Annotated in this window: 26 protein-coding genes; 3 read left to right on the plus strand and 23 right to left on the minus strand. The window is 58.7% G+C overall.

From position 1 onward, the window contains the following. Positions 1-226 precede the first annotated feature (226 nt). The 13 genes from IEV54_RS11745 to IEV54_RS11805 all read right to left on the minus strand — a co-directional run bounded on the left by IEV54_RS11745 (position 227) and on the right by IEV54_RS11805 (position 10340). A complete protein-coding gene (locus IEV54_RS11745; protein WP_150276794.1) occupies positions 227-1003 on the minus strand; it encodes a TatD family hydrolase in 777 nt (258 codons plus the stop codon). An 11-nt stretch (positions 1004-1014) separates the two neighbouring features. Beyond that, positions 1015-1371, minus strand: a complete 357-nt coding sequence (locus IEV54_RS11750) for a PilZ domain-containing protein (RefSeq protein ID WP_150276793.1) — start codon at positions 1369-1371, stop codon at positions 1015-1017. 33 nt (positions 1372-1404) lie between these two features. Further along, positions 1405-2391 (minus strand): DNA polymerase III subunit delta', encoded by a 987-nt coding sequence (locus IEV54_RS11755; RefSeq protein WP_150276792.1) that lies wholly within the window; start codon positions 2389-2391, stop codon positions 1405-1407. Beyond that, positions 2384-3016 (minus strand): dTMP kinase, encoded by a 633-nt coding sequence (gene tmk, locus IEV54_RS11760; RefSeq protein ID WP_150276791.1) that lies wholly within the window; start codon positions 3014-3016, stop codon positions 2384-2386. Before tmk ends, IEV54_RS11755 begins: the two co-directional genes overlap by 8 nt. Then, positions 3013-4083 (minus strand): endolytic transglycosylase MltG, encoded by a 1071-nt coding sequence (gene mltG, locus IEV54_RS11765; RefSeq protein WP_188434452.1) that lies wholly within the window; start codon positions 4081-4083, stop codon positions 3013-3015. Before mltG ends, tmk begins: the two co-directional genes overlap by 4 nt. Positions 4084-4085: 2 nt before the next feature. Further along, positions 4086-4931 (minus strand): aminodeoxychorismate lyase, encoded by an 846-nt coding sequence (pabC, locus tag IEV54_RS11770; RefSeq protein ID WP_373286446.1) that lies wholly within the window; start codon positions 4929-4931, stop codon positions 4086-4088. Further along, on the minus strand, positions 4931-6169 hold the full coding sequence (fabF, locus tag IEV54_RS11775) for a beta-ketoacyl-ACP synthase II (protein WP_150276790.1): 1239 nt from the start codon (positions 6167-6169) through the stop codon (positions 4931-4933). The genes pabC and fabF overlap by 1 nt, the downstream gene beginning before the upstream one ends. A gap of 202 nt (positions 6170-6371) precedes the next feature. Next, positions 6372-6608 (minus strand): acyl carrier protein, encoded by a 237-nt coding sequence (acpP, locus tag IEV54_RS11780; protein WP_092385036.1) that lies wholly within the window; start codon positions 6606-6608, stop codon positions 6372-6374. A gap of 184 nt (positions 6609-6792) precedes the next feature. Next, positions 6793-7536: a 3-oxoacyl-ACP reductase FabG gene (fabG, locus tag IEV54_RS11785; RefSeq protein ID WP_150276789.1), complete on the minus strand. Its 744-nt coding sequence runs from the start codon at positions 7534-7536 to the stop codon at positions 6793-6795. A 2-nt stretch (positions 7537-7538) separates the two neighbouring features. Next, positions 7539-8486 carry an ACP S-malonyltransferase gene (fabD, locus tag IEV54_RS11790; protein WP_150276788.1) on the minus strand — a complete coding sequence of 316 codons (948 nt, stop codon included), beginning with the start codon at positions 8484-8486 and terminating at the stop codon, positions 7539-7541. 102 nt (positions 8487-8588) lie between these two features. Next, positions 8589-9611, minus strand: a complete 1023-nt coding sequence (gene plsX / locus IEV54_RS11795; protein WP_150276787.1) for a phosphate acyltransferase PlsX — start codon at positions 9609-9611, stop codon at positions 8589-8591. Between the two features lie 3 nt (positions 9612-9614). After that, complete coding sequence (rpmF, locus tag IEV54_RS11800) at positions 9615-9797, minus strand: 50S ribosomal protein L32 (protein WP_150276786.1); 183 nt, start codon at positions 9795-9797, stop codon at positions 9615-9617. 21 nt (positions 9798-9818) lie between these two features. Next, the gene (locus tag IEV54_RS11805; protein WP_150276785.1) at positions 9819-10340 is read right to left on the minus strand and encodes a YceD family protein; all 522 of its coding nucleotides are present in this window, start codon (positions 10338-10340) and stop codon (positions 9819-9821) included. 115 nt (positions 10341-10455) lie between these two features. On the opposite strand from IEV54_RS11805, the gene IEV54_RS11810 reads away from it, so the two are divergent. Continuing rightward, entirely contained in the window at positions 10456-11034 is a 579-nt protein-coding gene (locus IEV54_RS11810) for a Maf family protein (RefSeq protein ID WP_150276784.1), read from the plus strand. Positions 11035-11040: 6 nt separating this feature from the next. On the opposite strand, the gene IEV54_RS11815 is transcribed toward IEV54_RS11810, so the two are convergent. From IEV54_RS11815 to rluC, 3 genes are read right to left on the minus strand one after another with little or no spacing between them, the layout of a single operon-like run. Beyond that, complete coding sequence (locus IEV54_RS11815) at positions 11041-12009, minus strand: S49 family peptidase (protein WP_150277101.1); 969 nt, start codon at positions 12007-12009, stop codon at positions 11041-11043. A gap of 46 nt (positions 12010-12055) precedes the next feature. Next, on the minus strand, positions 12056-12724 hold the full coding sequence (locus IEV54_RS11820) for an HAD-IA family hydrolase (protein ID WP_150276783.1): 669 nt from the start codon (positions 12722-12724) through the stop codon (positions 12056-12058). After that, complete coding sequence (gene rluC, locus IEV54_RS11825) at positions 12717-13676, minus strand: 23S rRNA pseudouridine(955/2504/2580) synthase RluC (protein ID WP_150276782.1); 960 nt, start codon at positions 13674-13676, stop codon at positions 12717-12719. The genes IEV54_RS11820 and rluC overlap by 8 nt, the downstream gene beginning before the upstream one ends. 692 nt (positions 13677-14368) lie before the next feature. Here rluC and rne point away from each other — a divergent pair. Continuing rightward, positions 14369-17671, plus strand: coding sequence for a ribonuclease E (gene rne / locus IEV54_RS11830; protein ID WP_150276781.1), 3303 nt, complete (start codon positions 14369-14371; stop codon positions 17669-17671). Between the two features lie 82 nt (positions 17672-17753). On the opposite strand, the gene murB is transcribed toward rne, so the two are convergent. The 7 genes from murB to IEV54_RS11865 form a co-directional block, all read right to left on the minus strand. Further along, on the minus strand, positions 17754-18776 hold the full coding sequence (murB, locus tag IEV54_RS11835) for a UDP-N-acetylmuramate dehydrogenase (RefSeq protein WP_150276780.1): 1023 nt from the start codon (positions 18774-18776) through the stop codon (positions 17754-17756). Further along, entirely contained in the window at positions 18773-19531 is a 759-nt protein-coding gene (kdsB, locus tag IEV54_RS11840) for a 3-deoxy-manno-octulosonate cytidylyltransferase (RefSeq protein ID WP_150276779.1), read from the minus strand. The genes murB and kdsB overlap by 4 nt, the downstream gene beginning before the upstream one ends. Positions 19532-19533: 2 nt before the next feature. After that, the gene (locus tag IEV54_RS11845) at positions 19534-19719 is read right to left on the minus strand and encodes a Trm112 family protein (protein WP_150277100.1); all 186 of its coding nucleotides are present in this window, start codon (positions 19717-19719) and stop codon (positions 19534-19536) included. A gap of 49 nt (positions 19720-19768) precedes the next feature. Further along, positions 19769-20761 carry a tetraacyldisaccharide 4'-kinase gene (gene lpxK / locus IEV54_RS11850; RefSeq protein WP_150277099.1) on the minus strand — a complete coding sequence of 331 codons (993 nt, stop codon included), beginning with the start codon at positions 20759-20761 and terminating at the stop codon, positions 19769-19771. 23 nt (positions 20762-20784) lie between these two features. Further along, positions 20785-21219, minus strand: a complete 435-nt coding sequence (gene pocB / locus IEV54_RS11855; protein WP_150276778.1) for a flagellar polar localization protein PocB — start codon at positions 21217-21219, stop codon at positions 20785-20787. Beyond that, positions 21216-21902 (minus strand): flagellar polar localization protein PocA, encoded by a 687-nt coding sequence (gene pocA, locus IEV54_RS11860; RefSeq protein ID WP_373286447.1) that lies wholly within the window; start codon positions 21900-21902, stop codon positions 21216-21218. The genes pocB and pocA overlap by 4 nt, the downstream gene beginning before the upstream one ends. A 65-nt stretch (positions 21903-21967) precedes the next feature. After that, positions 21968-24295: a DNA internalization-related competence protein ComEC/Rec2 gene (locus IEV54_RS11865; RefSeq protein WP_150276776.1), complete on the minus strand. Its 2328-nt coding sequence runs from the start codon at positions 24293-24295 to the stop codon at positions 21968-21970. A 32-nt stretch (positions 24296-24327) separates the two neighbouring features. Between IEV54_RS11865 and IEV54_RS11870 the strand changes: the two genes are divergently transcribed. Next, positions 24328-24852 (plus strand): DUF2062 domain-containing protein, encoded by a 525-nt coding sequence (locus IEV54_RS11870; protein WP_150276775.1) that lies wholly within the window; start codon positions 24328-24330, stop codon positions 24850-24852. Position 24853 lies beyond the last annotated feature (1 nt).

Genomic DNA, 24853 nt, shown 5'->3' on the forward strand with positions numbered 1-24853 from the left:
GTTGACGATAAAATGCCGTGCGCGTATTCCAAATCGGTTTATGAAAGGGGAACAAAGGGCTGGCGGACTGCGGAATCTGGGCAATACTGAAGACATCAGGTTGACGCGCTCCCCCAGGCGCAAGGCCTGAAATGGTTGGGCCACGCCCGACCTCGCAACACTCCTAATGGTCTTGACCCGGATACTTCCCCCAGTATTCGGGTTTTTTTTGCGTCTGACCGCCAGATCACCTGGCCAGAGGAAACAGCCGATGAAAGTTATCCGTGGTGTTCTGCCATAGTGTGTCGAGGGGCTCACCGCGGATATCCGCCACGAATGCGGCTACCTCACAGACAAACTGGGGCTCGTTGGGTTTGCCCCGATGGGGGACCGGAGCCAGATAGGGAGAGTCGGTTTCAACCAGCAGCCGATCATTGGGTACACGGCGCGCTACATCTCTAAGTGCGTCGGCATTGCGAAAGGTGACAATACCCGACAAGGAAATGTAATAACCGAGGTCCAGCGCTTGGCGCGCCATATCCCAGTCCTCGGTAAAGCAGTGCAACACGCCGGTTTCAGCCAGATCGGCCTCGCGTAGCAGATCCAGAGTGTCCTGCCGCGCTGCCCGAGTGTGAATGATCACCGGCTTGCCGGTCTGCCTGGCAGCTGTCAGATGGCACTGAAAAGAGCGTTTCTGCTGTTCCGCCATATCAGGCTGGTAATGATAATCCAGGCCGGTTTCGCCAATGGCAACAACCCGCGGGTGATCAAGCTCCCCGATCAGCCAGTCGAGCTCGGTGAGTTGTGCATCGGCCAGATCCAGAGGATGCACACCCACACTGCAGTACACATCGGAATAACGCTCCGCCAGCCCCTTTACCACCGAGGCATTGGCAGCATCCACGCCGATACAGAGAAACTTGCCCACGCCTTTGGCCCGCGCCGCATCCAGCGCGGCATCAAGTGAACCTGCATGGGAGGTGAGATCCAAACGGTCGAGATGGCAGTGAGAGTCAATCAGCATGGAAACCCAGATTACATCGTATGGGTGGGCCGGTCGGACTTGAGTGCGCCAGCGAGGTAGGTTTCGATCTTGCTGCGCGCGGTGTTGTCCTGATCACTGAACTGCACGCCGATTCCCGCTGCCCGGTTACCCTGGGCGCCCTTTGGTGTGATCCAGATAACCTTTCCAGCCACCGGGATCTTCTCGGGCTCATCCATCAGGTTGAGCAACATGAAGACCTCATCGCTGAGCCGATAGCTCTTGTTGGTCGGAATGAAAAGCCCACCGTGCTTCACGAAAGGCATATAGGCCGCGTACAGAACCGACTTGTCCTTGATGGTCAGGGACAGGATTCCGTTGCGCGGACCGGGGGCGGTCGGATTACTCATGTTAGATTCATCCTGATCAATAATGTCTGCAGGTTAACGCTTTTTCAGCAACTGTTTCCACTCTAGCAACAAGGTCTCGAGAAACAGCCCCCGGTTGAGGTTCGCCTTGCCCAGGGTCATCGACCGATGGGCGAGCAACCAGTCCTGCCACTGCATCAACTCTTGCGCTTGAACATGTTTGGCCATGTAACCAAGCACCACATCCATGTCGCCGTTCTCCGCGTGCGTAATGGCACCCGTATGCAGTTTGAGCAAATCCAGCGTCCAGCTGCAAAACCAGTCGATCAGCAGTTCAAGGGGAATTTTTGCCCAGCTTTCGGCTACCTGGCTGGGAGACTGTTTGTCCTTGAGTAATGCCTTAATGTTGTCAACCACGCCCATGCGCAACTGCACCGCATCCATTTCATGCAACGCGGCTGCGCGCAGGGGGGCACCTGCTGCCATCTGCAAGAGTACCAGTCGCTGTTCGGCACCTAACTCAGGCACGCTTTCTGCCAGCCAGGCGAGTGCTGATTCCCGCGCGGGAGTCGGCAGCCGCTGAGCGCGGCAGCGACTGCGCACTGTTGGCAGCAGCCGCCCCGGCTGATCGGTGACCAACAGCAGATAGGTCGCGGCAGTCGGTTCTTCGAGTGACTTGAGCAAGGCGTTGGCCGCGTTCTGGTTCATCGCCTCGGCTGGATGCAGAACAATGACTTTGCTACCTCCCTGCTGCGCTGTCTGCCCCATAAAGTCGACCAACTGCCTGATAGCATCGACACGAATTGCTTTGCCTTCCTCCTCCGGCGTGATCAAAAGCAGGTCCGGGTGGGTACCGGCTTCGCGCAGCAGGCAACTGCGACAGCGCCCGCATGCCATGCCCTGGGCGGGTTTTTCGCATAACAGAAAAGCAGCAAACGCATGGGCGAAGCGCCGTTTACCTACGCCCGGCAACCCGCTGAACAGGTAGGCGTGGGCGTGCTCCTGCTGCTCGGTCAACTGCGACCAGACCTCCTGCTGCCAGGGAAAGGCGATCTCAGGCATGCCATTGCTCCAAGACCTGAGCAACCAGAGGCCGCATAGCCTGGGCAACCTGATCGAGCGTACCACTGGCGTCGATTATCCGGTAACGGCCCGGATCTGCCGAGGCACGTTCAAGGTAGGTCTGACGAACCGCCTCGAAAAACGCCGTTTGCTCCACTTCAAAACGATCCAGCTCACTGCGCGCCCGGGCTCGCTGCATACCAACTGCAACGGGCACATCGAAAACAACAGTCAGGTCCGGACGCAAGGGGCCCTGGACCCATTCCTCAAGTGCGGCAATACGCTGGACCGCTATTCCGCGGCCACCGCCCTGATAGGCATAGGTAGCATCTGTAAACCGGTCACTGATCACCACCTGGCCCCTGTCCAGGGCTGGACGAATAAGACGATCGATATGCTGCGCACGCGCCGCAAACATCAACAGCAGCTCTGCATCCGAGCACATGGGCTCATCGTGGTGGCTAAGCAGCACCTCACGAATCTTCTCGGCAATCGGCGTACCACCCGGCTCGCGGGTCAATAGCGGATCACAGCCAGACTCGCGCAACGCCGCGGCAAAGAGCTGCAAATTGGTCGACTTGCCTGCCCCTTCCGGCCCCTCGAACGTGATGAACAGCCCGCTCATTCTGCACTCTCCCCTGTGCCGCCCGATGCCGCCGGGCTCGACCTGTAGCTCTCGGCCCGCTGCCGTATCTGGTATTGCTGAACAGCACGGTTGTGCTCGCGCAGGGAGTCAGAGAACACATGACTGCCATCGCCGCGGGCAACGAAATAGAGACTAGTCCCGGATTTCGGATTCACCGCCGCTTCCAGCGCTCCGCGGCCCGGCATGGCGATAGGTGTCGGCGGCAATCCGTCAATAGTGTAGGTGTTGTAGGCAGTGGGTCGGCGCAAATCACTGCGCCGGATGTTGCCCTGGTAGGCATCGCCCATGCCATAGATAACCGTCGGGTCAGTCTGCAGGCGCATGCCAATCCGCAGGCGTCGGGTAAAGACACCGGCAATTTCGCCACGCTCCTGCGGCACCCCTGTTTCCCGCTCGATGATCGAGGCCAGTATCAGCGCCTCGTAGGGCGTCTTGACCGGCAGATCGTCAGCCCGCTTCTGCCAGACATCAGCCAACACCTCTTCCATGCGCTGGTAGGACCTGAGCAGAATGTCACGGTCACTCATGCCGAAGGTGTACTGGTAGGTATCGGGGAAAAACCGACCCTCCGGATGTACCCCCTCCAGACCCAATGTCGTCATGACCTGCTCGTTGCTCGCCTGCGGATCCAGTGACTGCTCAAGGCGCTCCGCCTTGGCCAGCTGTGCGCGAACCTGCTGGAAGTTCCAGCCTTCAACCAGCGTCACGCTGCGTCGCACTACCTCACCGGCATCCAGCCGGCGCAGAAGCTCCGCAGCTGACATGCCGGGCTCAAGCTGATACTCCCCGACCTGCAGCACCGAATCGGGCATCTGCCATTGCCAGTAACGACGCAGCCACTGGGCCCGATCAATCCGACCGTCATTCTCGAGGTTCGCAAGAACCCTGGCTGGTGTACTTCCCGGCACTACATCCAGACTGACGGGCTCATCCACACGAACAGGTTGCTCCAGCACATCCTCAAGGGTCAGATACGCCCAAAGCCCCACAGCAAGAAAAGAAAAAACCGATAAAACAATAAGTAAACGGACAATACGCAGAATCAACTTCACTTTATCACCTGCTCTGCCAGACGCTGCGCCTGGCGTGTTCGGGATCCGATCGACCAGCTTGTATCCGCCAGGCCAATTACCGGCCAGACACCGTAAAGGCTGTTGCAGCAGAATACTTCGGTGCTCTCAAGCAAGGTCGAAAAGTCGACTTTTCTGACTTCAACCGACTCACCGGCCTGCCCCAACCGGTCAATCAGGTAATCACGCATGACCCCCTGCACTCCACACCCGGACAGATCAGGCGTCACCCAGCGTTCTCCGTGAAGCATGAACAGGTTGCTCATGGTGCATTCGATCACGTTCCCCAGTGTATCGCGCACCATACCCTCAGCATGGATGGAATCGGACCATTCGCTTCGCGCGAGCACCTGCTCGAGACGGTTCAGGTGCTTGATTCCGGCCAGCAGGGGCTGAACGGCCAGGCGTGTCTGGCATTCGAACAACCTGATACCGGTGCGGGCATTTTCAATGGGGTAACCCGTGGGGGCAAAACTCTGACAGATGCGCGTGGGCTGGGCCTGTGCAGGAATGCCGTAGCCCCGCTTTCCAATCCCCCGGGTCAGGGTCATCTTGAGAACACCATCACCCAGTTGCCCCGCCAGCGCATTGAGCTCCGAGATAATGGCAGTCTGATCTGCATCCATCTTCAGGGCCAACAGACCACGACGTAACCGGGCCAGATGGTAGTCGAGCAACGCAATGCGTCCGTCAACGACGCGCATGGTTTCAAACAGGCCGTCACCATAGGCAAGGCCTCGGTCCAGCACCGACACCTCGCTACGCTGCTGACCGTTGACCATCGTTTGCGGCAACTGCAAATTATCCAGACTTGGGTCCGCCATCAGAGACGACGGAACACCAGACTGCCGTTGGTGCCACCAAAGCCGAATGAATTGGACACCACGACCTCAAGAGAACGCTGCTGAGCCTCATGAGCCACATAATCCAGATCACAGCCCTCATCGGGATTATCGAGATTGATGGTTGGCGGTGCTACCTGATCACGCAGAGCCAGAATACTGAAAATCGCTTCGACGGCCCCGGCCGCACCAAGCAAATGGCCGGTCATGGACTTGGTGGAGCTGATCGCCAATGCCTGAGCATGGTCGCCAAACACCGTTTTGACCGCGCGCGTCTCCGCCAAGTCGCCTGCCGAGGTAGAGGTACCGTGGGCGTTGATATAACCGACTGCCGAAGGATCCACACCGGCATCACGCAGTGCATTGGTCATGCACTTTGCACCACCACGTCCATCTTCCGGGGGTGCGGTCATGTGATAGGCATCGCCGCTCATGCCAAAGCCGATAAGTTCGGCGTAAATGTGTGCGCCACGTGCCTTGGCATGTTCGTACTCCTCGAGCACCAGTGCCCCGGAACCATCGGACAAGACAAAACCGTCCCGGTCGCGGTCCCATGGCCGGCTGGCAGCCGTCGGGGCATCATTGCGCGTGGAGAGTGCCCGGGCAGCGCTGAACCCCCCCAGACCCAGACCACTGGTAGCCATCTCCGAACCACCGGTAATCATCACGTCCGCTTCACCGTAGGCAATATTGCGGGCGGCCATGCCGATGCTGTGGGTACCTGTGGTACAGGCTGTAGTCAGTGCATAGTTCGGGCCTTGCAGGCCGTACTGTATGGAGAAGTAACCGGCAACCATGTTGATGATCGAGCCGGGCACGAAAAACGGTGAAATGCGCCGCGGCCCACTGGCCAGCAACAACTCGTGATTCTTCTCGATATTGGTCAGGCCACCAATTCCCGACCCCATGGAAACGCCGATCCGGTCGCGATTGTCGTCGGTAACCTCCACGCCCGAGTCGGTGAGCGCCTGGATGCAGGCAGCAATACCATACTGGATGAACAGATCAAGCTTGCGCGCCTCCTTGGGCGCCATGTACGGCTCGATATCGAACTCGCGGATTGATCCGCCGAAGCGCGTGCCAAAGGCACTCACATCCATATGCTCGATAGGCCCGATACCGCTCTTGCCCGCCAGGGCTGCCTGCCAACTGCTGTCCACCGTGTTGCCCAAAGGGGTCAACATGCCAAGGCCGGTTACCACGACGCGTCTGCGCGACACAGGATGCTCCTTATTCAACTCTCAGGGATGACGAGACAGTACATAATCTCGCGGCAATCGGACGGTATTGTCCGCATAAAGGGCGCACTCGGCAATAACAGCAACCGAAGTAAGCAGCGGCTCATGGTGAAATGGATGCAAAAAAGCCGCAGTTCAAGGAAAGAACTGCGGCTTTTTTGTATTCAGTCAGCTGACTTTGTGATTACTTCTGGTGAGCATTCACGTAGTCGATGGCTTCTTGAACGGTGGTGATTTTCTCGGCATCTTCATCCGGGATCTCGGTCTCGAATTCTTCCTCGAGAGCCATGACCAGCTCAACGGTATCAAGCGAGTCAGCGCCAAGGTCTTCAACAAAAGAAGCGCTGTTGGTCACTTCTTCTTCTTTGACGCCGAGCTGCTCGGCAACGATTTTCTTGACGCGTTCTTCGATGGTACTCATACCTTGTTCTCACTCCTGGTTGCAGTTCCGGAAAGCCGGACTGCGCGTAGTTTATAGAAACAATTTACGTTATTTCAAGCATCAATCGTTTCTATCTCAAAGAGGTAAAGGCCAGCAGGCCCTCACCGCGTAAAATCTGTTCCAGTCTGGAGGGCGCAAAAGCCCATGCCAGAGGGGTTACATCTTAGCTCATAAACATGCCGCCGTTCACCGGAATAACCGCGCCGGTAATGTAACCGGCCGACTCACCAGTCAGAAATTCGACTGCTGCGGCGATTTCTTCGGCCTGACCAAGACGACCCAGCGGGATCTGCTCGAGCATCGCAGAGCGCTGGCCTTCATTCAATGCCTTGGTCATGTCGGTGTCAATAAAGCCCGGCGCCACCGCATTGACCGTAATCGAGCGAGAGCCAACCTCGCGGGCCAGGGCACGGGTAAAGCCTTCCATGCCCGCCTTGGATGCTGCGTAATTGGATTGACCGGCGTTACCCATGCCCGCCACCACAGAGCTGATGTTGATGATACGCCCCCAGCGAGCCTTGGTCATACCCCGCAGTACCGCTTTTGACAACCTGAAGACCGAGCCCAGGTTGGTACCGACGACGTCGTCCCACTCGTCATCTTTCATGCGCATAAGCAGATTATCGCTGGTGATGCCCGCATTATTGACCAGAATTGCCGGAGCCGCGAACTCTTTGCTGATGCGCTCCAACACCTCGGATACCGACTGAGGATCACGCACATCCAGCTTCATTCCTGCACCCTGGTATCCGGCAGCATGGAGCTTTTCGGCAATCGCGGCTGCACCGGAATCAGTGGTTGCAGTGCCAACAACGATCGCTCCCTTGGCAGCGAGCGCGTGGGCGATTGCCTGCCCGATACCCCGGCTGGCGCCGGTAACCAGTGCCACTTTTCCTTCGATACTCATAGTCAGGCTCCTTGCTTTAACGTATTGCTGGCAGCGGTGAAAGCCTCTGCCGAATCAAGATTGTGGGTACCAATACCCTTGACGCAGCGCTTGTTCAAGCCTGATAAAACGCGTCCGGGTCCACACTCGACCAAATCGGTAACGCCCTGGGCAGCCATCCATTCAATGCTCTCCACCCAGCGTACCGGATTGTAAAGTTGCTCAACCAGCTGCTGACGCAAGCTATCCAGGTCAGCAGCAGGCCGGGCCGATACGTTCTGCACTAGGATGATCTGCGGCTCTCGCCAGCTCAGTACGTCCAGATCAGTGCTCAACTGCTCTGCAGCCGGCTTCATCAGGGCACAGTGCGAGGGCACGCTGACCGGTAGCGCAATAGCACGCTTGGCGCCAGCTGCCTTGCACTGTTCAATAGCGCGCTCAACAGCGCTGGCCTGACCGGCTATAACCACCTGGCCCGGCGCATTGAAGTTGACAGCGCTGACTACTTCTCCCTGGGCTGCCTGAGCACAGATATCAACAATCTGATTGTCTTCCAGCCCCAGAATGGCAGCCATACCGCCCTGCCCTTCAGGCACGGCCTGCTGCATCAACTGGCCGCGACGCTCGACCAGTCGCAACGCATCAGCAAAGCTGATTACCTCTGCTGCCACCAAAGCGGAATACTCACCCAGGCTGTGGCCAGCAACATATGCCGGGCGGACAGGATTAGTTGAGCACCAGAGGCGCCAGAGCGCGACGGAGGCCGCCAGAATCGCCGGCTGAGTACGATCGGTACGGTTCAGATCGGCTTCCGGCCCATCCTGACAGAGCGCCCAGAGATCATAGCCGAGCACCTCGGAGGCTTCGACAAAGGTCTCGGTGATCTGGCTGTGCTCCTGAGCAAGCGAGGCAAGCATGCCAACTGCCTGCGAGCCCTGACCGGGAAAAACAAATGCAAGGGTTTGAGACATTCCATCATCCTCGTTTATTGTCATATTCGCTGTTAGCCATTTGCTAGTAATTGTTTGGATGGCCACGGACCTGCACGGGTCACAGATTAACCCGCCCATATGTCACGGGCTGCCAGGTCCGGCCGACCCGAGCCGACGGGCAATATGCTGAGGAAGGTTGCTTCGGCCGGCCTGGGCTGCGCGGTCAATGGCCGCTGTAAAAGCATCTTCGTCGGCACCTCCGTGGCTCTTGACCACGACCCCCTTGAGACCAAGCAAGCTAGCGCCATTGTAGCAACCGGGATCGTGCCGCCGATTCATGGGCCGCAGGGCGAGACGCAACAGGGGTGAAAGGCAACGCAATAACAGGTTGGCTGTCAGCGCCTGGCGAAGCTCTTCCTGCATATAACTGGCCAGCCCCTCGCTGGCCTTGAGCACCACATTGCCCACAAAACCGTCACAGACCACCACATCCGCATCACCCCGGAACAGGCCGTCGCCCTCCACGTGACCGACGTAATTAAGCGAGGCGTGCTGGCGCAGCAATTCGCTGGCCTCTCGTACCCGCTGACTGCCCTTGTTGACTTCACTACCTATGTTCAACAAACCAACGCGCGGCTCCTGCAGCCCGGATAACTCACGTGCGGCCTCGGACCCCATCACGGCAAACTGGACGAGCTGCAGCGCAGTGCAATCCACATTGGCACCCAGATCAAGCAGATAGCAGGCTTTACCCGCCACCGGCAGCGCAGCCATGATCGCAGGGCGCTCGATTTGATCTAGGGTGCCAAGAATGGAGCGCGACAGGACCATTAGCGCACCGGTATTACCGGCGCTCAGACAGGCATCAGCATGCCCGTCACGCACCTGTTCGATAGCCACGCGCATGGATGCATCCGGCTTGCGGCGCAGAACGCTGGCAGGAGAATCGCTGGCATGAATGATTTGCGTGGTAGGAATACACCGTATGCGTCCGGACGGAAGCCGATGTTTGTTACATAGGGACGCCAACTGCTCGGCATCACCAACCAGAAGCACGTACAGATCAGGTATCTGCCGGAGGCTACGGGCTACCGCAGGGATAATGCAACGGGGACCGAAGTCCCCGCCCATCACATCAATCGCTAAGCGGATTGACGTGGACAAGACTTACTCTTCGCTGTCCTTGTTGACAACCTGACGGCCACGGTAGAAGCCATCTGGGGTCACATGGTGACGGAGGTGAGTCTCGCCGGTGGTGCTGTCCACAGACAGTGCTGCTGAAGACAGCGCATCGTGTGAACGGCGCATGCCGCGTGCTGAACGAGACTTTTTGTTCTGCTGTACTGCCATGGCGATAAGCTCCTAAGCTTTTCAGGTATCACGTTTTAACGATGCAAGCACACTGAAGGGGTTGGGCTTTTCAGCCGGTTCTTCAACGTCCACCGGGTCAGGGGTATAGCCCGGAGGATGCTCGCATGTTTCCATTGGATGCATCGGAACTGGTGGCAGAGCCAGTAACAGTTCGTCCTCGATCAGCGCATGCAGATCCAGGGGTTCATCATCCACAATAACCGGTTCGTAGTGCTTCGGCAGATTTTTGGCTGCCTCATCACTTTCGACAAAACCCACGTCACACTGACTATCGAGCGGTACCACGACCTGCTCGAGACAACGCTGACAAATCAGCGCAACCTCGGCCTGGTAGTGCCCGTGCAGAGTAGCAATACCCTGCTCGTCCCGTGCGAAAGCGAGCTTGACCTGAACGTCCCCTGCGGGGGCGTCCAAAAGCGCGCTCAACCTGGGCATCTTGACGGCAGCCACCGTTCCCTCGAGAACGATTTCACGGTCAACCAGCTTGCGCGGCTCTATGTGTGCGGGTATGGGTCCAGACATAAGCGCGCAATTCTAGGCATCATGCACCCCGCTGTCAAAACTATTTGCAGATTTATGCAAGGCTTGGCCACAGAGGTTAGGATAGTCGACCATTCAATCCTCGCAGGACAGACCCATGCTGCCGCTGATACTTGCCTCGGGCTCACCCTACCGCCGCGAGCTACTCGCCCGCCTGGGCCTGCCCTTCAAATGGGCCGCCCCGGACATCGACGAGACCCCTACGCCCGGCGAGAGTGCCGCAGAGCTGACCCAGCGGCTGGCACTTGCCAAGGCACAAGCTCTCGCACCGGCCTGGCCAAATCATCTGATTATCGGTTCAGATCAGGTGCTGCTGCTGGATGGCATTCCAGTAAGCAAACCCGGCAACCACCAGGCTGCTGCTCAACAGTTGCGACGCTGTAGCGGAAGAACCCTGCGATTTTCAACCGCACTATGCCTGCTCAACACTCAGACAGGTAGCCATCAGATAGCCGTAGAGCCTTTCGACGTAGTTTTCCGGGACCTCTCTGATGAGCAGATCGACAGGTACCTGCAGCGCGAGCAACCTTATGATTGCGCTGGCAGCTTCAAGATGGAGGGCCTGGGCATCACGCTGTTTCGCGCACTGCGTGGAGAGGACCCCAACAGCCTGATCGGGCTACCTCTGATCAGGCTGTGCGACATGCTCATGCAGGAGGGCTTCAGCCTGCCCTGAGTACGCCTAACGCAATAAAGGCGCACTCAGACCGAGATGAGTCGAAAGCGTATTGCCCATGCTCGCACCTATCTGACGAGCGAAACGCTCGAATGCTGACTCCCGGTGAGTGAAATCCACTAACTCTTCCACCCCTACCACCTCACGCGCAACCTGCGAGGTACTGCCAAAGCCATCGATCAGACCCAGCTCCAATGCCTGCTCACCAGACCAGATAAGACCACTGAACATATCAGGGTGCTCCTTGAGTCTGTCACCACGACCCGCCTTGACCTGATCGATAAACTGCTGATGCACGGTTCCCAGCACATCCTGCCAGAACTCAGTTTCTTCAGGCCTCTCGGGCTGGAAAGGATCGAGAAAGGTTTTGTGTTCTCCGGAGGCATAAATGCGGCGCTCGACGCCCAGCTTGTCGAGGGTCTCAACAAAACCGAACCCCGCGGCAGTAACACCTATGGATCCAACCAGGCTCGCCTTGTCAGCATAAATCTCATCAGCTGCAGCCGCGATATAATAGGCACCGGAGGCCCCCAGATCGGTAATGACAGCGTAAACGCGCGTATCAGGGTAAAGGCCACGGAGCCGCACAATTTCATCGTACACGTAGCCGGATTGTACCGGACTGCCGCCCGGGCTATTAATTCGTAACACAATTCCGCGCGTATTTTCGTCTTCGAAGGCCTCGCGAAGACTGGTAATCAGATTATCGGCACCGGCTTCCTGCTGGTCAGCAATCGGTCCACGCAACTCGATTACGGCTGTGTGCGGCTCCAGGGAAGCGGCACCTTCCATCGATAATAAAGGTGAAAACAATGCTATGCCGCCAAACAGATAGATGAATATCAACAGCTTGAAGAAGATACCCCAACGCCGCGCCCTGCGCTGCTCCTGGACCGAAGCCAGCATGGTGCGCTCGATCAGTTCCCAGGCCTTGACGTTATTCGCGCCTGCCTGAGCCTGATCACGATTGAGCATGGGACCATCGGTCCATTTATCCTGTGACATCATCTATCCTCTGCTGCTACACAGCCTTTGACGCGGGCATAACGAAGCCCGGAAATTCGTTGAAAGCATCAATACAATGCTCGGGGCGGCTTTGCAACAGGTGTTCCCGGGACTGTGCGCCGTAGGTTGCGGCAATAGCCCGCACCCTCGCACCATGGGCCATGCGCATGTCGAATTCGCTGTCGCCGAGCATCAACGCGCAACTGGCCGGCGTTTCCAGTCGGTTGAGAATTTCCTCCAGCATGCGTGGATGCGGTTTACTCAGGGTTTCATCGGCGCAGCGGGTCATATCGAAAAACCCCGTCAAGTCGTGAGCAGCCAGAACGCGATCCAGGCCGCGACGACTCTTGCCAGTGGCCACTGCCATCTTGAACCCCGCCGAGCGGAAGCTGTCCAGCGCTTCCAACACGCCGGGAAACAAGTTCGCTGGCTGCTGCTCAAGCGCCACATAATGTTCGCTGTATTCCTGACGCAGCTTCTCCACCAACCAGGGCTCATTCAGACCAGGAAACAGAATCGCTATAGCTTCGGGCAGACCCAGGCCGATGATATCGCGCACCGCCCGCTCGGAAGGCACGTCCAGACCAGTCAGCTTCGCCGCAGCCACCATGGACTCGACAATCCGGCTGATGGAGTCACACAGCGTTCCATCCCAGTCAAAGATCAGTGTTTTTAGTTCAGGCATTGGCCAGCCTGCGCAGGGTGTCATCCCACATGCGGCCAGGCTCGGCCTTCACGTCCAACTGAGTGCCGTCGGGCAACTCGACATGCAGCGAGGCTGCATGCAGAAAGAGCCGTTTACCCCCCAGCTCTTTTATCTGCTGGGAAAATTCGTCGCTTCCATATTTCGGATCGCCAGCAATCACATGACCGGCATGCCGAGCATGCACACGGATCTGGTGGGTACGGCCGGTAATCGGACGAGCTTCCACCAAAGTGGCGAAATCGCCAAAGCGCTGAACCACGCTGAACTCGGTCAGAGATTCCTTGCCCTCGGCATTTACCTCGACCATTCGCTCGCCGGACCGCAGATTATTCTTCTGCAGAGGCGCGTGAACTTTTCGCGTGGTAGCAGGCCAATGGCCGCGCACCAGTGCCAGATAGCACTTGCGCACGCCATCACCGCGTAATGCCGCATGCAGATGACGGAGCATACTGCGCTTCTTGGCGATCATCAGGCAGCCGGAGGTGTCGCGGTCCAGCCGGTGTACCAGCTCCATCTGCGGCACATCGGGACGCAACTGGCGCATCGCCTCGATCACACCGAAATTGAGGCCACTGCCACCGTGCACGGCAAGACCCGCGGGCTTGTTGATAACAATCAGCCCCTTGTCCTCATACAGAATGTTCTGCTCCAACGCCTGCAGAATGCCCTGACCGACCAGCGCTGGCTCATTGGGTTCCGGTAAGCGTACTGGCGGTATACGTATGCTGTCACCCGCCTGCAAACGGTAGTCCGGCTTGACCCTTCCTTTATTGACGCGCACCTCGCCCTTGCGCAGGATCCGGTAGACCAGCGTGCGCGGCGCGCCCTTGAGACGAGTGATCAGATAGTTGTCGATGCGCTGCCCCGCGAGGTCCTCGGAGATGAGGTCAAACTGTACGGGGGGAGCTGCTGGAGTTGTGCTTTCATTCATCCGCGCATGATACATTTTTTCTTGCAATTGAAGCACTTAAAAAATGCTGTTATATTCGCTAAAGCTGCGTAACAGGCAGCCGGGGAAACAGCAGGCGCATCACCATCGCGCAGCCCCCAGAAACAACGACATTTGGGGCTTTGCCAGGCGTTTATCAAACAGTAGGCCGGCAAGCACCATTGATCGACACGCTGGTTGCCAGTTGGCAGCCAGAATATAAACCCGCTCCCGACAAAGCGATGAGCGGCACCCGATCAAGATGGGTAAGTGTCAGGTGGAGATGCACAGCTTCAGGATCATGTGACGAGCGCTGACAGTTGCCCTGCAATGTGTCCCCGTTCCCAGTCCGGCTGATTCCTCCCGAAGGCAGTTTTTGAACAGGCCCCCGCGCTGACATGGTCACCGGCGACCTGAAACGTCATCCCAGGCATGCAGCATATTTGCATGGGTAGGCATCCGGCGCTGTCGTGGCATGGTTGGATAGATAGTCACGCAGGCTTTTTCAAAGACTTCCAGAAACGGTTTATCTGTACTCGCCGTAACAGACTGTATTGCCCTGCCCTGTGGCAGCGACATGAAATCTGAACAAGGGCAAGGTTGGCCCAAGCAGAAACACCCCTGACACCTGTCATACGAGTCGCAGGTGCCGTCATTGTGTGATCCGGGCAGCATTGGAAACACAACGGTACTTCATGAAAAGAATGCTGATCAACGCAACTCAACCCGAAGAGTTGCGCGTCGCCCTGGTAGATGGCCAGCGCCTGTACGATCTGGATATAGAATCCGGAGCACGTGAACAGAAGAAAGCCAACATCTATAAAGGCAAGATCACCCGTGTCGAACCCAGCCTCGAGGCTGCATTCGTTGATTTCGGCTCTGACCGCCACGGCTTTCTGCCGCTGAAGGAAATCTCCCGCGAATACTTCTCCAAGCAGCCTGAAGGCCGCGTCAACATCAAGGAAGTACTGCGCGAAGGCCAGGAAGTCATAGTCCAGGTCGACAAGGAAGAGCGCGGCAACAAGGGCGCAGCTTTGACGACCTTTATCAGCCTGGCTGGTCGCTACCTGGTGCTGATGCCCAACAACCCGCGCGCCGGTGGCATTTCCCGTCGCATCGAGGGTGAAGAGCGCAACGAGCTACGCGAAGCCATCAACAGCCTCAACGTTCCCGCCGACATGGGCATGATCGTGCGCACCGCCGGCCTGGGTCGCAGTGCTGAAGAACTGCAATGGGATCTGGATTATCTGCTGCAACTCTGGGGTGCCATCAAGGGCGCCTCCGATGAGCGCGCCTCCCCGTTCCTGATCTATCAGGAAAGCAACGTCATCATCCGCGCCATCCGCGACTACCTGCGCCAGGACATCGGCGAAGTGTTGATCGACAGCGAGACCGTCAAGGAAGAAGCGCTGAACTTCATCAGCCAGGTCATGCCGCAGTACGCGAGCAAGGTGAAGCTGTACGAAGATACCGTACCGCTGTTCAACCGTTTCCAGATTGAAAGCCAGATTGAAACCGCCTTCGAACGCGAAGTGAAACTGCCTTCCGGCGGCTCCATCGTGATCGACCACACCGAAGCTCTGGTCTCCATTGATATCAACTCCTCGCGCGCCACCAAGGGTGCCGATATCGAAGAGACTGCACTGCAGACCAACCTGGAAGCGGCTGAAGAAATCGCCCGCCAGTTACGCCTGCGTGATATCGGCGGCCTGATCGTGATCGACTTCATCGACATGTCCCCTGCCAAAAACCAGCGGGCCGTTGAAGAGCGCGTCAAGGAAAGCCTGGAAGCCGACCGCGCCCGTGTTCAGGTGGGTCGGATTTCCCGTTTCGGTCTGCTGGAAATGTCCCGTCAGCGCCTGCGCCCATCCCTGGGCGAGACCAGTGGTATTGTCTGCCCACGCTGTAATGGCCGAGGCACCATCCGCGACGTCGAGTCCCTGTCCCTGTCGGTACTTCGCCTTATCGAAGAAGAAGCATTGAAGGAACGCACCGCAGAAGTTCGCGCCCACGTGCCGATCGCTGTAGCCACCTTCCTGCTCAACGAAAAGCGCGAAGCGCTGGCCAAAACCGAAGAGCGTACCAAGGTACGCCTGCTGATTCTGCCCAGCGAGCACATGGAAACCCCGCACTTCGACGTTCAGCGTCTGCGCGACGACCATGAAGCCGTTCTCAATGGCGAAACCAGCTACACCATGAGCAGCGAAATCGTTGCCGAAGAGCCCACACCCGTCAGCCAGACCAAGGCTATCGTGCGTCAGGAAGCAGCAGTCAAGACGCTGGCGCCCTCACGCCCTGCGCCAACGCCTGTTGCCGCCGCAGCTCCCGTGGCTGCCACCAAGGCGATTCACGATGCGCAGCCGGGATTGTTCAAGGGTTTGATCAAGTCACTCGTGAGCCTGTTCGCCTCTGAAGAAGAGCCAGCACGCGAAGAGCCGGCCAAGCCCGCAGAGCGCTCTGCCAGCAAGCCCGCCCCACGTGACAACAAGCGAGGTGGTGACGAGCGCCGTGGTGGTCGTGGCCGCCGCCCCCGTACCGAACGCAGTGACCGCCCAGAACGCAATGAGCGCCCAGAACGCGCCGAGCGTCCTGAGCGCAGCGAACGTCCCGAGCGCAAAGCTCCAGCAGCTCGCGCCGAGGCGCCGGTCCAGACCGAGAAGCGTGACGCTCCGGTAGCAACGGAAACCAAGTCGGGGGAAACGCCTACCCGCCGCCGCCGCCGCGGTACGCCGGAAACCCCGACTGAAGCCAAGCAAGCGGCGCAGGAGCAGGGTCCAGATCAGAACCAGGACCGGACTCCTGATCAAGGCCGTTCCGAAGCACCTGCCGAGCGTCGTTCGCGTCGCCCTGTCGAGGAAAAGGCAAACGAAGACCAGACGATCGCTGAAGATCAGACAGATCTGGACACCACGGATGAGACAGGCGAAAGCGATCGCCCCAAGCGTCGCTCGCGTAATAGCCAGCGTCGTCGCAATAATCGTCGCAGCCGCGTTAATCAGGATGACACTACAGCCGGCTCCGAGGGCGCCCAGGAAGGCGAGCAGACGCCTTCCAGCGAACTGCCGAGCAACGAGCCGAGCCAGCCTGTAGCAGACAGCGCTGTCGCAGTGGCAGCCACAGCTGCAGCGTCGGTTGCCCGTGTGGAAGAAACGGTAGCCGAGCAGGAGCAGGAGCAACCTGGCAGCCTGAGTGATGTGACTGATCCTGTAGAGGCCGGCTTGAAACAGGCCGCATCCGATCTTGAGTCCTCCATTGAGGATGCGGTTCAGGCGTTCAGCCAGTCGCAACCCAAGGCGGTTGATGAAGATACAACCGAGCAGCAAGCCACTCCGGCTCCTGTCGAGGAAGTGGCTGAGATCAAGGCCGCTGATGCAGAGCCAACGGCAGTACCGGCTGAATCCGTCAATGAGGCGCCCACTGAGCCTGCGGTCCAGATTACCGCCGCAGCGGTCGAACCAACCGAGCAGGAACCGCAAGTTCTGGTACACGCAGAGCCTGTAGCGCCAGCACCGGCACTGGAAGAAACGGTTGCCGCACAGACGGAAGTTCAGCCCGAGCCAGTGAAGCCTGTGGAGCCGGTGAATCCGCCAACAGAAAGCGGACGCGCCTATAACGATCCGCGGGAAATTCGCCGCCGCCAGCAGGAAGCCAAGCTTTTGGCTGAACAGCAGGCAGCCAGCGAGGAGCCGGAAACAGCAATGGAAACGGCAACGCCGGTTCAGGATGTCACACCCCTGCCCGATCAGCCCGCACCGGTAGTAGACCCGGTCGCTCAGCAGCCTGCAGTCGAAGAGCAGTCGGCGCCAGCCGAGCAAGCCGACAGTCCGCAGCCCGAGCGTTCCGAACGGGAGCGTCCAGCCAATCCGCAACAGGCTGACCTGCCGATCGATACGGTCGAGTCACCCGCTAGCGCGGATGCGACGGGTGATGAAGATCATCCCGAGACCCATGATCTGCGTCAGCAGCAGGAAGACCAGGAAGATAAGCCCAAGCTCTGATAGGGGACGGCGAACGAAAAAGGGGATGCTTGATGCATCCCCTTTTTTTGTCTGAGTGACCCTTGAAACATCGGCAAAGTCTTCAACCCAGCCGTTGCGGCTCCATTTCCAGCTCCAGGCCAAACCGGGCATGGACATCATCGCTGATACGCTTGGCCAGCGAGAGAATATCCTCTCCCCGTGCGCCACCGTGATTTACCAGCACCAGCGCCTGTCGTGCATGCACGCCCACATGGCCAGCGCGCACACCCTTCCAGCCAGCCTGGTCAATCAACCATCCGGCTGCAACCTTGTATCGACCATCCGGCTGCAGGTAGTGCGGTATGTCGGGATAAAGGGCCTTGAGCGCATTCAGTTGGTGCCGGGTTACCAGCGGATTCTTGAAAAAGCTTCCCGCATTGCCCAACACCGCGGGATCCGGGAGTTTGGACTGGCGGATATGGCAGACCAGACTGGCGACAACACGCGGATCCGGTCGGTGCAGGCCGGTCGCTTCCCAGGCAGTGTCCAGCGGGGCATAGTCGACACGAACCTGAGCATGACGGCGCAGTATCAGCCGCACCCGCAAGATCACATAGCGCCCGGGCGACTGTTTGAAAACGGACTCCCTGTAGCCGAAGTGGCAAGCTGCACGGTCAAATTGTCGGATCTCACCGGTCACCCGGTCCAGTGCGTCCAGACTATGAAAGACATCCTGTAACTCAACACCGTAAGCGCCGATATTCTGGACCGGAGCTGCGCCCAGCGTGCCCGGTATAAGTGACAGATTTTCCAGCCCGCAGAGCCCCAGATCCAGCGTCCAGTTGACCAGGTCGTGCCAATTCTCACCGGCCTCACCCTCGATCAGCAGCGCATCTGGCGCGCGCCGCAAAACCCGCCGGCCGCGGCTGCGCATGATTATGACCACACCAGGCAGCGATCCGGTAACAACGACGTTACTGCCGCCTCCCAGCACAGTGACCGGCCAGGCATGTTCAGCCGCCATATCCAGTGCAGCCACAAGCTCCCGATCGCTGTGGATCTCCACCAGATGCTCGGCGCGCTCGGTAATACCCAGGGAGTTGTAGGCCCGCAGGTCAACCTGCTGTCGCACGGCGAACATCAGGATCCGGCCAGCATTGCGCGTACCCGCTCCAGGTCGTCCCGGGTATCAATGCCCGGTGCCGGCACCTCACAGGCATCAGCAACCTGAATCCGGCAGCCAAACCAGAGTGCCCGCAGTTGTTCCAGGGATTCTGCCGTCTCCAGGGGGCTCGGTGCCCACTGGACATAATCATGCAGAAATCCGACCTTATAGGCATACAGGCCGATATGCCGGCGGAAGGTCATTCCCTCAGGGATGCTGCGCGGCTCGGTTGCAAAGGCATCCCTGGACCAGGGGATCGGCGCGCGACTGAAGTACAGGGCAAAGCCCTGTTGGTCGGTCACCAGCTTCACCACATTGGGATTGAAAACCGATTCGATATCCGTCAAAGGCTCGGCCAGAGTGGCAATGCTGGCCTGCGGGTGCGCGAGCAGGTTTGCTGCCACCTGGTCAATCAAGCTGGGGGGGATCATCGGCTCGTCGCCCTGCACGTTGACCACACAGTCTTCGGCATCAAGCCCCATCAACGTCACCACCTCCTGCAACCGGTCGGTGCCCGAGGGGTGATCGGCTCTGGTCAGTACAACGTTGGCGCCGAACTGACGACAGGCCTCAGCTATGCGCTCGTCGTCGGTGGCCACGGTCACGCTCAAGGCCTGGCTCTTGCCGGCCTGCTCCCACACGCGCTGAATCATTGTCTTGCCGCCAATATCAAGCAGGGGCTTGCCTGGCAGGCGGGTGGAAGCATATCGAGCCGGAATGATGACGTGGAACATGTTCAGGTATCCAGCCGCTCATCGGCATCCAGGGCACGGGCCTCGCCTTCCAGCATGACCGGTATGCCATCGCGAACCGGATAGGCCAGACCATCGGCGCGGCACCACAACTCGGTCTTGTCGGCGTTCTGTACCAGCGGGCCCTTGCAGATCGGGCACGCCAGGATATCAAGCAGCTTGGGGTCCATCATAAAACTCCTGAGAAAATGAAAAGAAAATGCCGAGTAGCCAGACCAGTCAGGCAGGCCTCGGATTGAGAGTGGCCAGGCGCTGTTGCAACTGGCTGGCAAAGGCGTCACTCATGGTCGCCTCTACGCACAGATACCACCAGTTGGGTCGGGCAAAGCCGGTGCATTTGATCGCGTCCTTTTCGGTCATGATCAAGGGCCTGTCCAGATCGCAAGCAGCAAAACTGGCTACCGAATAATGTGCATGATCGGAAAAAATGTGCCGCTCCACCTCGAAGGATAGCTGCTCAAGACTGATAAAAAAACGCTCGGGGTTGCCGATTCCTGCCACCGCTGACACCTGTTTGCTGCCCTGCCAGTGTTCAGGCCGTATGCGCTCACCCGTCAGCAGGTTGACCAGCGCCACCGGCTTGAGCTGCATCCCGAAATCCGTGGAACTGTCAGATACGGCACCATTGCGCACCACGAAGTCTACCGACTTCACCCTGCTGGCAGGCTCACGCAACGGCCCCTCCGGCAGACATCTGGCATTGCCCAGCCCCCGCGCAGCATCGACCATGAGTATTTCCAGATCGCGCCCCAGTCGGTAATGCTGCAGGCCATCGTCACTGACGATGACGTCCACCTGCGCGCTGGCCAGCAGGTGCCGCGCCGCCTGCGGACGATCCGGATCAATGACCACGGGCACCTGGCAGCGCTTTGCGATTAACAAAGGTTCATCGCCCACGGTCACCGCGTCGTCATGGTCGGGATCGAGCAACCAGGGCGTTGACTGGGGGGAGGCGCCGTAGCCACGACTTATCAGACCGGGACGTAGCCCCTGGGCCTTGAGATAATCAAGCAGCCAGATGCACATGGGGGTCTTGCCGGTACCACCCAGGGTGATGTTACCCACCACGATCAGCGGCACGGGGGGCTGCCAGACACGCGCAGCATCCTCCATGTATGCTGCGCGACGTCTGGTTACTACCAAGCCGTAAAACGCGGACAAGGGCCTGAGGGCCAGCAGCCAACTCTGCCGTCCATACCAGGCACGGAGCATGAACTGCTCGAGGGAAAATCCCTTCACTGCCCTTCGCCCGCCTCCGCCTGGGTCGTCGTCAGCCTCAACCGGGTGAAGCCCAGTTGACCTGCCGCGTCCATCGCCATGATCACTGACTGATGGGGCGTCTGCGCATCTGCGGTAATAATCAAGGGCAACGACAGGTCACCAGCCGATTCGCGCTGAAGCGCTGTCTTAAGCGTATCCACCCCGGGAGCAATAAGCGCCTTGTCGTTGATTGCAATATCCCCGCTGGCCGATATGGTCAGTTCGATCTGCTGCTGGTCACGATTTTCCACCTGCTCGCCGGACACCGCTTCCGGCAGATCCAGCTTGAGCTGGGTCTCGCGGGTAAAGGTGGTTGAAACCATGAAGAAAATCAGCAGCAGAAACACTACATCGATCAGGGGCGTGAGATTGACGCTGGCCTCTTCCTGTCTCTGGCGCCTGAAATTCACGTCCTGGCTCCCTTGCGAGTGCTACCAACGCGTGAAACCGGCTCCTTGCTCACGGGGCCAGCGATCGGCGCTTCCACTTCACGATTGCCCTGCAGAACCTCGACCAGCTTGGTCGCCTCCTGTTCCATGGCCACCACCAGCTCGTCCACCCGACGCACAAAGAAACGATGAAAAAACAGGGCCGGAATGGCTACGGTCAGGCCCGCAGCGGTGGTTATCAATGCCTTGGAGATACCTCCTGCCAACACGCCGGTATTGCCGGTACCCTGAATCATGATTGCGCTAAACACGTCGATCATCCCGATTACCGTACCCAGCAGACCAAGCAGCGGCGTAATTGCAGCGACTGTACCGAGGGTATTGAGGTAGCGTTCGAGCTCATGAATGACCTTGCCGGCCGCTTCCTGGATGCTTTCTTTCATGATCTCCCGACCGTGCTTGGAGTTGTTCAGGCCGGCCGCCATGATTTCGCCCAGGGGCGAGTCACTACGCAGGGTTTTCAGACGTTCGGCGTCCAGCTTGCCCTCACGCACCCATTGCCAGACCTGACCAAGTAACGCCGGAGGCGCCACACGCGCGCTGCGCAGTGCCCAAAGACGCTCTATCACGATGGCGGCAGCAATAACCGAAGACAAGATAATCGGCAGCATCAGCCAGCCGCCCGCACTGATCAGTTCCCACACAAGCGATCCCTCCCCAAAAGTCAGCATACTCTAGCACAGGGCCAGCTGCTCCCTGCGCGCTCTTGTTATTCATGCCAGAAGCGCCTGGCGCTGTCTCTCCAGCTCCAGTCACGGCGCCCGCCGTGGTCTTTGTCAAACACGAAACGAACAGCACCGGCGCGGCTAGTATAAACAGGTTCGACGGCCAATTCCCGATAGCGCGCCACAACATTTGGATGCGGATGGTTGAAGCGGTTCCTGTGACCGGCACTGAATACCACCCAATTTGGATCCACCGCACGAATCAGCGCATAGGAAGAAGAGGTTCGACTGCCATGGTGCGGGGCCAGCAACAGATTCGCAGACAGATCATGGGCAAGCATCTGATATTCACCGCGTATGCCTACATCACCGGTTAACAGCACCCCACTGTCGCCCGTCGTCACGCGCAGGACGCAGGATCGCTCATTGGCTGGCGCGGGAGCCGGTGCGCTGTAAATGATCTCGAATGTCACCGCATTCCAGCTCCAGCTCTCACCTGGCTGGCAGGCAATCGCTTGCAGTTGGGGGCTCTGATCCTCAATCTGACCGGCGACTACTCGGCCCACGGGCATGTGCCGAATTATTGCCTGCGCCCCACCTGCATGGTCATTGTCTGCATGACTGACCAGGAGCCTGTCCAGATCGGTTACCCCAAGGGATACAAGGGCAGGATGCACCACGGCTTCACCCAGATCAAAACCGCTGGAAAGCCGCGCACCCGCATCGTAAAGAAGCGCATGCTGTCGGGTCTGCACCAACACTGACAGCCCCTGCCCCACATCCAGGACAGTTACCCAGAACTCCCCCTCGACCGGCCTTGGTTGCGGTGCTGCAAGCAGCACGGGCACGCACGCCAGAGCGGGCAACCACAACAACCGCGATAACGGGCTCAGCAGGGCCAGAATACCCGCTACGCCCAGCAGCCAGTTGATCCAGCCAGGAAAAGCCAGGTACGTGGGGACATGCAAGCTAGCTGCCTGCTCCAGCGCAAGAAATAATCCATCGAGTAATTGGGCAGCGAACCAGAGAAGCCAGGGGACCCCCAGCACAAGCTCCAGCAGCGTCCCCAGTAGTGCAGCGGGCACCACCAGCAGACTGACGAATGGGATTGCCAGAATATTCACCAACGGCGCAATGAGGCTGCCGGGCATCCCCCATAACAGCAACCAGGGCCAGAGACCGATAAAAATAACCCACTGCGCGCGACCCCAACGCCACCAGAGCCCCCTTTGATCGAGCCTGCCAGCCATCCCGAAAACCAACAGACCCACCGCCATGAAAGATAGCCAGAACCCAGCCAGCAGGGGCGCAGCAGGATTTATCATCACCACCAGACACATGGCCAGCAACCAGAAGAACCAGGGCCCGGGTTGGCGATAAAGCAACCGGGCCAGCAACACCATGGCCACCATCAGCAAGGCGCGCTGGGTGGGGACGGCAAAACCCGCAAGTGCGGCATAAATAGCAGCGGCAAAGATGGCCAGGGGCGCTGCCAGCCAGATACGCGCAAAGGGCAGGTGTAATATGCCCAGTCGACCCGCAAGCGTAACCAGACCAAACACCGCCGCGGCGAACAGACCTACGTGCAAGCCGGATATCACCATCAGATGACTGGTGCCGGTTGCCTGCAGTACCTGCCAATCCTCCCGACTGAGCACGCTTCGGTCACCAACAATTAATGCCAGCAGCCTTTCAGTACCCGGGGTAGCCCCCAGGGCCTGCAGCAATCGGTCACGGATATGACTGCGCATTCCGTCAACGCCTCCATACCGCATGCCGTCCAGCCGTTGACCACTGCGTATGCTGCCAAGGGCGCCAATACCCTGGGCATAAAGCCAGGCTTCGTAATCGAATGCACCGGGGTTGGACATGCCGCGGGGACGGCGCACCCGCGCCTCGAACCGCCAGTACTCGCCCTGCAGCACGGGCTCACCGGCGTACCAGTGAACACGCATGAAAGGCAGGGATTCACCGGTGTCAACTATCCGTGCGTCCGCGAGCTGAAATCGCCAGCCGGTTAGGGTGGCTTCGGGCAGACCTGCAATACGCCCCTCGATCGACAGGGTTTGTTGATCGAGCCGGTCCGGCAGCCGCTCATGCAATACAAGATGATGAACCAGCACTGCCCAGACCAGACCAGTCAGACCTGCGGCAAGCAGCCGGTTATCCGGGCCCTTCAGCCAGACTACCGGAATCAGCAGGCTCAACACCCCGAGAAGCCAGGGCGATGGCAACTGCTCCAGCATCAATGGACTGATCAGGCCCAGAAAAAAACCCGGCAGGATAACCATGAGTTGTGGGCGGCGGAATACATCCAATGTACGGCCTTCCTTTGCAGTCAGGCAGTAGTCTGCGCCTGACATTCCATGCATAATTGAGCGACATTTCCCTGGCTACCATAGTAATGCCGCGTCGGTTCCTGAAACGCTACATGCCCAGTCCCGAACGCATAAAGCAAAGCAAATCGCTTCGCTTTATGGGCAGCATGCTGCACGATCCAAACCTATGGCATCTCAACCGCCACAGCGTTGCGCGGGCAATGGCCATCGGGCTTTTCGTTTCGATGCTACCCATTCCAATGCAAATGCTGGTTTCAGCCTGCGTTGCAATGCCGGCACGTGCCAACCTGCCCGTCTCGGTGGGCCTGGTCTGGCTGACCAATCCGGTCACCATGCCGATGATTTTCTTTGCGGAATACAAGATCGGAACCATGCTTCTGGGCGCACCCGAACGCAGCATGCCCATGGAATTATCAATGACCTGGCTGGCCAGCGAAATCCACCATATCTGGCAGCCGCTGCTTCTCGGTTCCGTTCTTCTGGGGGCCGTCTTCGCCGTGGCGGGGTATGCCGCCACCATGTTGTATTGGCGAATATGGGTCGGGCGCAACTGGCAAAGGCGTAAAATGCGACGCCGTCATCAGAACTGAC

Origin of the sequence: Halopseudomonas salina, from assembly GCF_014637955.1 — a bacterium.
Classification (GTDB): domain Bacteria; phylum Pseudomonadota; class Gammaproteobacteria; order Pseudomonadales; family Pseudomonadaceae; genus Halopseudomonas; species Halopseudomonas salina.